We start from the raw sequence: 12,465 nt of genomic DNA, 5'->3' as shown, positions 1-12,465 counted from the left end.
AGGCCATGCTGCGCGTGACCGTCCTCTCGGGCCTGGGCCACACGATTGCGGTGGTGGTGGCGCTGCTGGTCTACACCTTGGTCACGCGTGCCGGGCACCAGCGGCGCCATCCCGCGTCCGCCATCGGCTGGGTGCTGGGCATGGTCACCTTTCCCTATCTCTTCCTGCCTCTTTTTCTGGTGTTCGGGCCGCGCAAGGCGGTGCGGCCGCCGGCGCATGCCGTTCTCCCCCCCACCGGCCAGCGCCGCAGCACGGTGCCTCCTCAGGTGCCCGGCTGGGCAGGCCAGTTGCTGGCCAGCATGGAGCTCGATCCGGCCCAGCCCAATGCGGAGGTGGTGTTCCATGAAGATGGCCTGCAGGCCTTGCAGCAGCTGCTGCAGTTGATCGAGCAGGCGCAGCGCAGCCTGGATGTCTGCACCTATGTGTTTGCCGACGATGTCGTCGGTCGTCAGATCGGCACGGCGCTGCAGCAGGCTGCGCAGCGCGGAGTCAAGGTGCGGCTGCTGCTCGATGGCGTGGGCTGCTGGCGCCTGCTGCCCATGCGGCTGCGCCAGTTGCGGCGCTCGGGCGTCCTGGTGCGCCGCTTCATGGTGCCGATGCTCCAGCCGATTCGCGGTGGCAGCAATCTGCGCAACCACCGCAAGCTCGCGGTGGCTGACGGCGTGCATGTCTGGAGCGGCGGGCGCAATCTGGCCGATGAGTACTTTCTGCCCAGCAGTGCCGGGCACCCGGCCTGGGTCGACCTGAGCTTCAACGTGCAAGGGGCCCTGGCCGGCGTGGTGGCCGCGCAGTTCGAGGCCGATTGGCGCGCGGCCAGAGGCCGGCGCCGCCCTATGTGGCTGTCGCCAGCGATGGCGCTGGGGGGGGGCGACCAGGGCTGGGCCCAGTGGCTGCCCAGCGGCCCCGACCATGCCGATGACACCTTGCATGCGCTCTACCTAGCCAGCGCCTTCCATGCGCAGACATCGATCACCTTGGTGAGCCCGTATTTTGTGCCCGATGACGCGCTGCTGGAGGCCTGGTGCCTGGCCTGCCGGCGCGGCGTGCAGCTGCGCGTGGTGGTGCCCCAGTGCTCCAACCACCGCCTGGCCGACTGGGCCCGTGAGCGCGCATTGCGGGCGCTGGTGCTTGCCGGTGCCCAGGTGTATTGCTCCCCCCACATGGTGCATGCGAAGGTGGTGGTGGTCGATGACCGCATGGCACTGTGCGGTTCGGCGAACCTCGACGGGCGCAGCCTGTTCTTGAACTACGAGGCGATGACCGCGTTCTACAGCGCCCGGGAGATCGCCTGGCTCCAGCATTGGTGCGGGCAGCAGATGGCAGAAAGCACGACCTATGCCTACCGTGCACCGGGGTGGTGGCGGGATGTCGGAGAGGGGCTGGTGCGCGGCGTCGCCTTCCAACTGTGAAGCGCCGATCCGCAGCAGACCCCAAAAAAAGCCACCTGCAGGTGGCTTGTACCAGACCAGGAAGCCATCAGGCCCGGACCCGTTTGCGTGAACGCGCCAGGCCCCAACCTGCCACCAGGCCCGACAGGCCCAGCAACGCCCAGACGCCGAGCGCGGGAACCGCTTGGGGCGTCGCAGGTTGTGGCGGTGTGGTGGTCGTCTTGACCGGGCCGAAGGCCGCGCTGCACACCTCGGGACCCACCAGGGTGCCCCGGACGGCCACGGGAGTGACACAGTAGTACAGATAGGCTTTGTCATCGGCAGTTTGGGGGGTGTAGGTCACCGTGCCTGCGGCGCCCAGTGTGTTGCCCGACTGCAGCACGGTGCCCTGGGCAGCCTGGGTCAGGCTGGCATTGTCACTGCGCACCCATTGGTAGCGGGTACCGGTGGCGCTGCTGTCTTCGGGGTCGGATTCGGTATCGGCGTAGCCATAGGTCCCCGTCAGGGTCTGGCCGACGTCAGGCTGGCCGCTGACGGCAGGGATGGCGGCCGGTGCATCATTGGGCAGGCAGGCATTGCTGCCTGAGATAGCCGCTGCGAAACCCATGTACGGATTTCCGCTTTTGACATAGACGGTCATGGTGTTTGCACCGGCCTGCCAGTCGGGCGAGGCCATGCTGGCGATGGTGAGCCAGCGGTTGGTGCCAAAACCGTTGTAGTTGAACTGGTTGGTGCTGCCTGCCTGCGGCAGGCCCCAGGTGCCCAGGCCCCGTGCCAGCTGCGATTTGCCGTTGATGAAGATATCGACCACCGAGTTGTCGGCGCTGTAGGTCATTGAAGGCGCAAAGCTGCCCAGCGAGACTGCCGGGTCAATGTTGAATTGCACCTGGAACAGGGCATCGATATTGCCGAAGTTCGCGCCGTCGACATAGGGCTGGCCGCCCCAGGCATTGGCAGCGATCCATTGCGCCGTGCTGCTGGCCGCTGGTGTGCTGGTCCAGCTCGACACGCGGCTGGTGACGATCGTGGCATCCCCAAAGCTGCGCCAGTTGGCCGGATCGCTGCCCGCATAGGCAGACAGGTACTGAAAGCGCCAACGGCTGTCGACCTGTGCGTTGCTGGTACTGGGCTGGCCGGTATTGAGTTGGGCCAGCGAGTTGGGGCTGCAATCGATCGTGACGGGGGTTTGGGCCTGGGCCAGGCTCCATACGCCCCAGCTGGCGGCAAGAAGGGCGCTGGCCGCCCAGTGGCGTACCGGGTGTTTTTGTCGATGGGACATGGTCGATGTATTCAATAAATCAATTGAATTTTCATTATTTCAAATTCAATAGAAAAAATCTGTTGAGTACAGCGAAACACTTATAGCCGTTGAAAATTGTCCACAAAGCTGTGACATTTCCATGCGCCTTCGTCGCAGGCGAGATCGTTTTACGGGCAGAGATATCGATGAGGGCCAGGCTGGAAAGATGCTTGCTGCCGGCATTCCGGAAGCAGGAATCCTGCCGCGATTGACAAGTAAACCTGACATTGATAAAGTCAGGTTTACTTTACATTTTTGGAAACTTCACCGTGCACCACGCGCTCTCTTCGCATCCGCCGTCCGCTTCGCTGCGCCGCTTCCTGATCCGCACAGCGGTATGGATGGGCATTTATTGCGCCCTTCATCTGGGGGTCATCCTGGGTTGGTTCGACGCCATCCTCGGCACGCCCAGCGCCTGGTTGCTGGCACTGGCCGTCGCGGTGCCGATTGCAGCGCAGTTGCGCGCATCGCTGCTGTGGATCCAGGCGGCCGACGAATACCAGCGTGCGCAGGCCATCCGCAGTGTGGTGATGGCCTGTGGGCTGTTGCTGATGCTATGCACGGTCTGGGGCTTTGGCGAGAGCTATGCCGCCGCACCGCATTTGCCCGCCTGGCTGGTGGTGCCGCTGTTCTGGCTGGTGTGGGCGCTGGTGAGCGCAGTGATGCGGGTGCGGGGCTGATGGATAACCATCTGCGCGCCCTGCGTGCCAAGGCCCAGTGGACGCAGGCCGATCTGGCCCTGCGCCTGGGCGTATCGCGCCAGGCGGTCAATGCGCTCGAGACGGGCAAGCACGATCCTTCACTCGATCTGGCCTACCGCATCAGTGTGGTGTTTGGCTTGCCGGTGGAGGCGATCTTTGCCAACCCCTACCGCCGCGACGGGTCCTGAATGTCCGTGGGCGGTTGCTTCCGGCGATCATTGAGGTGCGTCAACATCCGGTGCTTTCCCGCACATCATCAACACTGGCTGACAGGGATTTGTTTGCAATATTTCTGCTTTGGTATGAAGCTAGACAGCCTCTGAATAGCAGAGTCTGTTAGAGCGGATGGACCGCTGCCATCTGGCTGCCATGCTGGCGCCCGATACTTGCAGGTTCAGCCGCTTTCGCTTCGTTTGTCTTCGACGCTTTGTTTGAAAGGTATTCCATGGCCAAATCTGACCGCAGCACCAAAACGGATATCAAGGCGCGCCGCAAGGCGCCGCTGGTCACCCCCAGTGACCTCGATTCGGCGGCTACCAAGGACATCAGCGCGGCCCTCAACGGCGTGCTGGCGGATGTCTTTGCGCTCTACCTCAAGACTAAGAATTTCCACTGGCATATGAGCGGACCGCACTTCCGTGATTACCACCTGCTGCTCGACGAACAGGCTGACCAGCTCTATGCGATGACGGACGCCATTGCAGAGCGTATCCGCAAGGTCGGTGGCACGACCTTGCGTTCCATTGGCCATATCGCCCGCCTGCAGCGCATCAGCGACAACGACGCCGACTATGTCGAACCGCTGGACATGCTGGCGGAACTGCGCGAGGACAACCAGCAGATGGCCGCCCGGCTGCGCGAGGCCCACAACGTCACCGACGAGCACCGAGACATTGCGTCGTCGAGCCTTCTGGAAAACTGGATCGACGAAACCGAGCGCCGCACCTGGTTCCTGTTCGAATCGAGCCGCAACGCAGGGTGAGGGCTGGAGCGCCCGGCGCAGTGCGCACCGCGGCGCCTGTGCTCGCTTGCAAAGCCCCACCCCGCTGCGCGCGGCGGTGGGCCACAGAAGTTGCCGGCGCGCCTGTGGCCGGCGAGCCGGCGCTGCCTTTCAGCGCTGGCGGCGCTTGGGCAACCAGGCGAGTGGGGCCAGCAGCAACGACAGCAGGGCCAGGCCCCCGGGGGCCATCGCGGGTACCGCCACCGGCGTTGCGGCGGGAGGCACATAGGCTTGGCCCACGACCTCTCCCGATTCGATCAGACGCAGGTCGCCCGGGATGGTGCAACGTGCATCGGGGCAAACCGTGGAGAATGCCTTGCTGCGCAGTGCCAGGACGGGCTGCGCCATCGGGTTGATCGGGATGGTGCCGCCCGCATCGGTCATCGGGCTTTGCAGGTCGATCAGCAGCACCTGCTTGCCGGTCATATCGCTGGTGTCCGGCGGTGCAAAAATAATGAACTGCGCAGGGTCGGGCGACGCTTCGGCACAGTTGGCGCCATCACAGGTACTGCTGAAGCTGGCTGCCGCAGAGCCATCCGGCGCCGTGGTGGCAATGCCGATGCGGCTGTAGCTGCCGGTGGACGCGTCAAACACATAAGAGCCGCTGGCGGTGCCGCCATCCTCAAACCTGACATCGGTCAATGTCCATTGCACCAGTGCTGCATGGGAGGCTGAGGTAAAGCCAGCAAAGGCCAGGGCAAGGGCGCCTGCACATAGAAGTTTGCTCATCGTCATTTTCCAAAGGGGTTTGAATGCAAACAAATGTATCCCAATCTCCAGGTGCGCTGGCGCAATCGCTGCCGCTTGCGGTGCACTCCTGCTCTGGTGGTAGTCTGTCAGACGCGGCGCTCTTTGGATGCTTGCCATTGCGGAGCCGCTGCAATGGGCAAATATCTTGATACATTTGCTTTTGCTCCAAATTTTTTTTGTGGTGAGTGTATGGATAACCAAGACAAAGTCACGATTCACACCCCTTTTGCCATCTCTCCGCGTGGCGCCGAAGTGCTGGCCACCGGCTGGAGTGTCAGAAAAGAGTTCATCGGCGAGCCGGTGCACGATGCCAACGGCCAGGAAATTGGCACGGTCGACGATGTGATCGTTGGCAGAGAAGACAACCTGATCTTTGCCATCGTTGGCATCGGCGGCTTCATGGGGCTGGGGACCTATGATGTTGCGATTGAGTTTTCCCGCTTCAAGCTCGGCAAATACGGACTGCTGCTCCCCGATGCCAGCAAGGAGACCCTGCAGGGCCTGCCCCAGTTTGTCTATCCGAAGGCCACCGTCTAAGCCCTGGCGCCCGCGCCCCCCACCCGCTGTTCCACGCTGAGCGCCGTTGCTGTCCATCGCAGCTGCGGCGCTTTTGCCGAACTGGCCCGGACCCAGTGCGGCAGTGGTTGCGCTTCCGTCCATGCCCGGCAGGCCTGCAGCCTGCGATCGGCATCCGTGAGGCCCTGGCACCGAGACATAAAAAAAGCCACCCTGCGGTGGCTTGCCCGTTGACGGCGCTCGGGTGTCAGGCGCGGCGCTGGCGCCCGATTCCGAGCCATGCGATCAGCGGTGTCAGTCCGAGCAGCGCCCACAGCCCCAGACCTGGCACCGGCGTAGGGGCCTGCTGCACCACACGGGCGGTGACAGGTCCCACCGGGCTGGTGCAGACCTCTGCACCAGGACTGGCGCCGGTTTGGGCGGCCGGCTTGACGCAGAAGAACACGTACTGGTTCAGATCCGTGGCTTGCAAGGTGTAGCTGACCGTCTGGCCCGCACCACCGGTTGTGCCACTGGCGACGACGGTGCCTTCGCTGGCGCTTGCGATGCTGGGGTTGGGACTGGTGACAAACTGATAGCTGGTGCCGGTGCCGCTGGGGTCTTCGATATCGCCATTGTTGTCGGTATAGGTATAGCTGCCAGTGACGGTGGAGCCGACCTGGGGCGTGCCGGTGATGGCGGGCTCGGCCACCGGCACGGTATTGGGAGGGGCGCGCTCGATGAGGGCCACCATGTGCTGGTAGGCAGGATCCAGGTTGCGGAACAGGTCCATCGTGTAGGTGGTGGAGCGGTAGGACGTGCGCAGTGTGGGCAGGTTGGCCTTCATCGCGTCGTACAAGGTGGTGTAGGCGGTGACGAATGCCGCCTGGTCCGTGCCACCATAGTCAATGACGTTTTCCAACGCGGGGCGCGAGGAACCTGTGCTGGTATTGATACTGGCGGCGCTGCCGTCATAATCATTACCGATTTCCCACAAGGCATATTGCAGTGCGCGCCGCTGCTCAATGGTGCCTGTTTTGTAGAAAGTCAGATAATACTGGTCGAGCAGCCAATAGATGGCCGCTTCCCCTGCAGCACCCGAAGGGCCCCGGATCGCCGTCGCCCCTGCTTCCGTCTCAAACTGCGCTTTGGGTGTGCTGTAGGTAAAAGGCGGGTTCGTGCGGTGATCAATACAAATCAGCAGCACTTCGTCATCGCTATAAAGTGGTCCATCGGGATCATAAGCCAGCGATGTAGAGGTGCCTGAATAGATTCCGCTTCCGGCGTAAGTCACCGGGCCGGATATGGCCGCGGCGCTGGACAAGCCGGGCACGGCCATCGCAAGCATGGCGGCAAGGGTCAGAATCTGTGTTCGCATCGTATTTTCCATTTGCTGTACTGAGGCACCGCTCCGCCTCCGTTGGAGTGCTGAACCGTCTCCCATTGCCGTGGATCTGCGGATCACCGCCGTCCCGAGACAAGCTCGCTAACACAGGCACAGGTGGACGGGCTGGATAACGGCCGCGAGCCGGGTGATACCCAGGCAGGTGGAGAGGTATGCAGAAAATATACAGCGTGTCTAAATGTTCGATACTTTGGTTTTTTGCAAAGATATTTGCTTTTATGCAAATGTGCTGGGTGATTTTCCAGAATCGAGGCGGGTGTTTATATTGTTGACATTTGCCGCAAAAACCAAAGTAGCGGATGGATAGTCAGTAGCAACTACCAACGCATGGCCTTAGTTTTTGATGATTATTTCAGCGCTTGGCAGCGCGCTGGTAAATAGTGTGGTGCGCAAGCTTTTTGGCGATGGCGGCTGGCTGATTTTCTCGGCTGTCCAGTGGTTCCATCCGAAGGCGGTGTCATCGATGCATTGCTGGCTATCGATGTTTGGAGTGCCATGGATGGAGACCGGGGTAATATCTTTATGGTGTCTTCCGGTATTCACGCGGCGCTGTTGAGGCTTCGTGGGGACCATTATTGAACCTCTGAAACGATGATGTGATGCGTTGGGCGAGGTTGCGGCGAGGGCTGAAACAGTGATTGCAGGCTTTAAAAAGAAAATAAAGCTATTTTGAATTGTAGTTTTGCAGGATGGCGGCCTCGGCCCCCAGGTCACGCAGTGCAGCCGTACACGGAGAGCGGTGGGCATGCTGCGGACTGGTGCAGAGCCATGGGGGTAGCCGCAGCCTCGAATTGGGGCAGATCTACGGCGAAGACGCAGGTGGCTGCACTGCCGCTTGCGTGCTGGCAGGCTCCGCTGGCCGTACCTGTGCCAGCATGTAGTTCGCCAAGGTTTCATACAGCGGTCGGGCGATCATCCGCGAGACCAGACTGGCCAGCATCGCGGCCGCCATCAGGCTCAGCACCATCGAGTGCCCATCTACCATTTCCATCACGATGATGAAGGCGGTGAGAGGCGCTTGCGTGACGGCAGCGAGGAAGGCAGCCATGCCCATCGCGATCAATGCGGGTGCGATATCGCTGCCCATCATCAGCGACACGTTGTGACCGACACCCGCGCCAATGGACAAGGACGGCGCAAAAATTCCGCCCGGCACACCCACCCAGGCAGACAGCCAGGTCGCGATGAATTTGAGCGTCACGTAGAGCGTTGGCATTTCCGCTTCGCCAGCGAGCATGTGCTTCACTTCCTCAGAACCGGCACCGAAAGTGGCGCCGCTGGTGACCAGGCCGATGACCGCAATCAGCAGACCCCCCACTGCTGCAAAGCGGATAGGGTATTGCGCGCGGATGCGGTTCAGGCGCTCTGGTGCTCCTGTCAGTGATGCGGCCATCAGTTTGGCAAACAGACCCCCCAGCGCGCCGCAACTCAAGGCCACACAGATGCCAGGTAGCAGCGCGTGCCAATCCAGGCTCGGCACCTGGATGCGCCCGAAGTAATTCAGGTTGCCAAACGCTGACACCCCCATGAGACCGGCGAGCACGATCGCCGCAATGATCAACCCGCTGGCGCGCGCCTCCAGCTTGCGGGACAGCTCTTCAATTGCAAACACGATCCCCGCCAGTGGCGCGTTGAAGGCCGCCGCAATACCCGCTGCGCCGCCCGCCACCAGCAGCGCATGGCCGGTGATGCCCGAGCGCGGACCGAACCAGCGCTTGGCGTGGTGCATGACACCAGCGGCCACCTGAACCGATGGCCCTTCGCGGCCGATGGACAGCCCGGCCAGAAACCCGAAGCCTGCCAGCGTTATCTTTGACGCGGACAACCACAGCGACACGAAGCGACTGCGCTCTTGGTCATGGAGCGCCGTCTCTTGTGCAGCCATGACCTGAGGAATCCCCGAGCCCGCAGCCCCCGGGGCCCAGCGCCGTGTGGCCCAGACGATCGCTGCCGTCAGGCAGGGGGTCCAGAGCAGCACGGCCCAGCCACCTTGCCAGTGGTAGATGTGCATGAACCAGTCAAACGCCTTCTCAGCCACCATCGTGAAACCCACGACGCACAAACCCGCAGCGGCGGCATAGGCCAGCACAATGCCGCGCTCCACCCAGCGCCATCCCTCCCCGAATTCTTGTCTCAGGTTCTGTACGAAATCGGGTTCTTGCTGCATTGCGCCCTCGTGGAGTGAGGCATTCAGTCTAGTCAGTTTGGAGGGGATGGGCCATTGCCATCGTTGCGCGCGACCATAAAGCTCAGGCTTTTGTAGCGGAGGCCCATGTTGAGAACGGAATCTGCCGCGCTACACAGGCTGTGGTGAGCCGACCGGACATTGCGGCAGGAATGAAGGCCCCACGACGCGCGAGCAGGCGCCGTGCGCTGGTTCTGGAGGTGGGGCAATCCAGGCACAAGGCAGGGCACTACCTGGCCATCTCGCTCTATGCGTGTCAGCGCTTTTTCGAGATCTCGGCGGTCATGTACTCGTTGAGGTCGCGCAAATCCTTCACCCGCCATCTAAACGCTGGCAGCTTGACGCCGTTCTCGCGCAGGGTTCTGGGAATCAAATCGCCATTGGGCCTCAGCACGACCGATGAGACGATGACGCCCGGGTAGTCATTCAAGCGCCTCTTGAACGCGGCGGTCGTGAGGTCGGGGTGGGCGGGTTGCTTTTGTTCGCCAAAGGCCCTGTGCCTTTGATATCGGCGCCATGGCACATGGCGCAGCGCTGCACAAAGATATTTTTGCCATTGCTGTTCTCTGCCTGTGACCAAGGGGTGTGTGCCAGCAGTAGAAGACTGAGCGAGACGAAGACGGATTTTTTCATCGGGTGTTATGGTATTTTGGGCCGGCATTATTTTGTCGCAGGCTGCAGCCTTTTCTCTGGCATTGCCGGTCAGGTCTCATATTTTCTTTGCGCCGTGCCGTTGCCTGAATGCACTGGGGGCCTTGCCCAAGCGCTTGCGGAACATGGTTGAAAAGGCACTGGGGCTGTCATAACCCAGGTCCAGCGCCACCTGCGTGACCGACTGCCCGCCCGACAGCCTGGGGAGGGCCGCGAGCAAACAGGCCTGCTGCCGCCAGGCGCCAAAGCTCATGCCGGTTTGCTGGCGAAAGAAGCGGTTGAAGCTGCGCAGGCTTTTGTGCAGTTGTTCGGCCCAGTCCTCCGGCGCGTCCTGCAGCTGTGGCGCCTTCAGGAACGCCTTGCACAACGCTGCCAGCGTCGCGTCTTGCGGGATGGGCGCAAACAAGGGCATGGTCTCGGCCAGGCGCACTTCATGCAGCAGCAATTGCGCCAGCGCGCCGTCGCGGCCTTGTTCGTCGTAGAGCGCGGGCAGCGCGATGGATGCCAGCAGCAACTGGTGCAGCAGCGGGCTGACCACGAGCGCTTCGCAGTGCTCGCCTTCGCGCAGCGCGGCTGCGGGCTCTATATACAAACTGCGCGTGCTGACGCCTTGCATGCGCACCCTGTGCCGTTTACCTGCCGGAATCCACACCCCGCTGAACGGCGGAATGACCCAGGCGCCATCGTCGGTCTCCACCTCCATCAAACCGCTCATGCCGTACAGCACCTGCGCACGGCGGTGGGTGTGGGTGTCCAGCAGGGTGCCGGGGCGGTAATCGGTGCTGATGGCCAGCAGAGGGCGGGGCACGGTGTCCACCGCATCGAGGGCAATGTTGTGCATCCCGGCATCTTGGCCTAAATGCGAGGATGTTTGGCTATTTGTTGAAGGTCAGCCGCTGCATATTTTTCTATCGTGGCGCTTTGCAACCTTGGAACTGCGCTTCTCATGTATTTGCTGCTGCTGTGTTTTGGTGTTCTTGCCGGTGTGACCACCGTGCTGTTTGGTTTTGGCGGAGGCTTTGTGGTCGTGCCGCTGCTGTACGCGGTGCTGCTAGGGGTCTACGGTGCCGATAGCGAGATGGGGCGCGCTGCGATGCATATCGCGGTCGCCACCTCTACCTGCGTGATGATCTTTGGCGCGGGCATGGCCAGCTGGCGCCACCACCAGGCCGGAACCCTGCCCTGGCGCCAGGTGCGGCCGCTGCTGGGCTATGTCGCGGTAGGCGCGATACCCGGCGCAATCGCTGCGCTGATGCTGAGCGGCAGCTGGATCCGCTGGGCCTTTATCGTCTATCTGGGCTTGACGATTCTGGACAGCCTGCTGCGCTCTGGCTTTACCCAAAGCCATCGCAGCGAGATGCGCGCCATGGCCCAACCCGCTGCGGCTGCGGCAGGCCTGTCGATAGGCGCTATTGCCGCCTTTCTGGGCGTGGGCGGCAGTGTAATGACGGTGCCGCTGATGCGGCGGCGCGGCGCGAGCATGACAGCGGCGACAGCGGCAGCCAACCCGCTGTCATTGCCGATGGCGATCGCAGGCACCGCCACCTATGCGCTGATGGCCTGGAACACCGCGTCTCTGGGCGCCTGGCATCTGGGCTTTATCGATCTTCGCGCCTGCGCGGTGCTGGTGCTCGGCTCCTGGCTCGGTATCCACCTGGCCTCCCGGTGGATCGGGAAGATCCCCGATGGCCTCCATGCCAAGGTCTATATTGCATTGCTGTGCGGGGTCTTGCTGGCCATGCTGCTGAGCTAGCAGTGAGCGACGGGCGCCTCGAGGAACAATCGCTGCGGCTTGGACGGTGCGGGATGCCTCGTTGCACGCTGGGTGGCAGCATACCTGGGAGGTCAGATGGGGTTTTCTGCATTGGTGCCAGAGTTGGTGGTGACGGACATCAACGCCAGTCTTCAGTTTTGGTGTGGTGTTGTGGGGTTTTCTGTGTGGTATGACCGCCCGGAAGAACACTTTGCCTACCTTAGCTTGGGGGAGGCGCAGATCATGTTGGAGCAGCATTGCCCGGGCGACCGCAGCTTTGTCAATGGTGCGCTGGCGCAACCCTTTGGCCGTGGCATCAATTTCCAGTTGGCGGTGCCATCGGTGGACGAGATCGCCAACCGCTGCGCCCGGCAGGGCATTGCGCTCTTCTGGCCGATGGAGGAGCGCTGGTACCGGCAGGGGAATCATGAGGTGGGGCAGCGGCAAATGATCGTCGCGGATCCGGATGGTTATCTGGTGCGCTGCATGCAGCCGCTGGGTACCCGCTCCAAGCGCCTGCCGGCGCCTTCATAGTTTTGCTGCCCAGATGTGCTCTCTTGGCACACAAGCGGGCTCAGCTGAACTAGTCGGTGTAGTAGCGCGGCGCAGCAAGAACAGGCAAACAGAGACACTTGTTGAAGCGATTCGGGCGGGCCTTGGATGTCAAAATTTCTCGGTGTTTTTCCCAGGCCCTTTTCCCAGTATTGCTGCAATTGCTGCGTGGCCAGCAGTTGCTGAAAATGGACGGGCGAGCCAGTCAATTCATATAAAGTGGCGCAGCAAAAATAGCCAGTCAATGCAGCTTTGCAGAAAGTGGGGCATGCGGGCAACTGGTTG

13 protein-coding genes and 1 pseudogene are annotated in these 12,465 nt (G+C 62.1%); 7 read left to right on the top strand and 7 right to left on the bottom strand.

Annotated features, from left to right (window positions below; all coding sequences use genetic code 11):
* The first annotated feature begins 5 nt into the window (after nt 1-5).
* Nucleotides 6-1,409, top strand: coding sequence for a phospholipase D-like domain-containing protein (locus MJ205_RS15650; RefSeq protein ID WP_239809309.1), 1,404 nt, complete (start codon nt 6-8; stop codon nt 1,407-1,409).
* Between the two features lie 67 nt (nt 1,410-1,476).
* Here the strand turns inward: MJ205_RS15650 and MJ205_RS15645 are convergent, their stop codons facing one another.
* A complete protein-coding gene (locus MJ205_RS15645; RefSeq protein WP_239809308.1) occupies nt 1,477-2,667 on the bottom strand; it encodes an IPTL-CTERM sorting domain-containing protein in 1,191 nt (396 codons plus the stop codon).
* A gap of 290 nt (nt 2,668-2,957) precedes the next feature.
* Here MJ205_RS15645 and MJ205_RS15640 point away from each other — a divergent pair, with 290 nt between their 5' ends.
* The 3 genes from MJ205_RS15640 (at nt 2,958) to MJ205_RS15630 (ending at nt 4,371) form a co-directional block, all read left to right on the top strand.
* On the top strand, nt 2,958-3,368 hold the full coding sequence (locus tag MJ205_RS15640; RefSeq protein ID WP_239809307.1) for a hypothetical protein: 411 nt from the start codon (nt 2,958-2,960) through the stop codon (nt 3,366-3,368).
* The gene (locus tag MJ205_RS15635) at nt 3,368-3,577 is read left to right on the top strand and encodes a helix-turn-helix transcriptional regulator (RefSeq protein ID WP_239809306.1); all 210 of its coding nucleotides are present in this window, start codon (nt 3,368-3,370) and stop codon (nt 3,575-3,577) included. The genes MJ205_RS15640 and MJ205_RS15635 overlap by 1 nt, the downstream gene beginning before the upstream one ends.
* A gap of 257 nt (nt 3,578-3,834) precedes the next feature.
* Nucleotides 3,835-4,371: a Dps family protein gene (locus MJ205_RS15630; RefSeq protein WP_239809305.1), complete on the top strand. Its 537-nt coding sequence runs from the start codon at nt 3,835-3,837 to the stop codon at nt 4,369-4,371.
* A gap of 129 nt (nt 4,372-4,500) precedes the next feature.
* Here the strand turns inward: MJ205_RS15630 and MJ205_RS15625 are convergent, their stop codons facing one another.
* Nucleotides 4,501-5,118, bottom strand: coding sequence for a hypothetical protein (locus tag MJ205_RS15625; protein WP_239809304.1), 618 nt, complete (start codon nt 5,116-5,118; stop codon nt 4,501-4,503).
* Between the two features lie 210 nt (nt 5,119-5,328).
* Here MJ205_RS15625 and MJ205_RS15620 point away from each other — a divergent pair, with 210 nt between their 5' ends.
* Nucleotides 5,329-5,676: a PRC-barrel domain-containing protein gene (locus MJ205_RS15620; protein ID WP_239809303.1), complete on the top strand. Its 348-nt coding sequence runs from the start codon at nt 5,329-5,331 to the stop codon at nt 5,674-5,676.
* Between the two features lie 226 nt (nt 5,677-5,902).
* Here the strand turns inward: MJ205_RS15620 and MJ205_RS15615 are convergent, their stop codons facing one another.
* From MJ205_RS15615 to MJ205_RS15595, 5 genes and pseudogenes are all read right to left on the bottom strand, one after another.
* Nucleotides 5,903-7,012 (bottom strand): hypothetical protein, encoded by a 1,110-nt coding sequence (locus tag MJ205_RS15615; protein WP_239809302.1) that lies wholly within the window; start codon nt 7,010-7,012, stop codon nt 5,903-5,905.
* Between the two features lie 360 nt (nt 7,013-7,372).
* Complete coding sequence (locus MJ205_RS15610; RefSeq protein ID WP_239809301.1) at nt 7,373-7,786, bottom strand: hypothetical protein; 414 nt, start codon at nt 7,784-7,786, stop codon at nt 7,373-7,375.
* A 55-nt stretch (nt 7,787-7,841) separates the two neighbouring features.
* Complete coding sequence (locus MJ205_RS15605) at nt 7,842-9,206, bottom strand: chloride channel protein (protein WP_239809300.1); 1,365 nt, start codon at nt 9,204-9,206, stop codon at nt 7,842-7,844.
* 274 nt (nt 9,207-9,480) lie between these two features.
* A pseudogene (locus tag MJ205_RS15600) lies at nt 9,481-9,857 on the bottom strand (c-type cytochrome).
* 76 nt (nt 9,858-9,933) lie between these two features.
* The gene (locus tag MJ205_RS15595) at nt 9,934-10,716 is read right to left on the bottom strand and encodes an AraC family transcriptional regulator (protein ID WP_239809299.1); all 783 of its coding nucleotides are present in this window, start codon (nt 10,714-10,716) and stop codon (nt 9,934-9,936) included.
* 105 nt (nt 10,717-10,821) lie between these two features.
* Between MJ205_RS15595 and MJ205_RS15590 the strand changes: the two genes are divergently transcribed.
* Together MJ205_RS15590 and MJ205_RS15585 are read left to right on the top strand one after the other, a co-directional pair.
* Nucleotides 10,822-11,628 carry a sulfite exporter TauE/SafE family protein gene (locus tag MJ205_RS15590; protein ID WP_239809298.1) on the top strand — a complete coding sequence of 269 codons (807 nt, stop codon included), beginning with the start codon at nt 10,822-10,824 and terminating at the stop codon, nt 11,626-11,628.
* A gap of 129 nt (nt 11,629-11,757) precedes the next feature.
* Nucleotides 11,758-12,162, top strand: a complete 405-nt coding sequence (locus MJ205_RS15585) for a bleomycin resistance protein (RefSeq protein ID WP_239809297.1) — start codon at nt 11,758-11,760, stop codon at nt 12,160-12,162.
* The last annotated feature ends 303 nt before the right edge of the window (nt 12,163-12,465 follow it).

This window comes from Comamonas sp. B21-038, assembly GCF_022387135.1.
GTDB classification, from domain to species: Bacteria; Pseudomonadota; Gammaproteobacteria; order Burkholderiales; family Burkholderiaceae_C; genus Comamonas; species Comamonas sediminis.
This window is presented reverse-complemented; position numbering and strand designations above follow the sequence as displayed.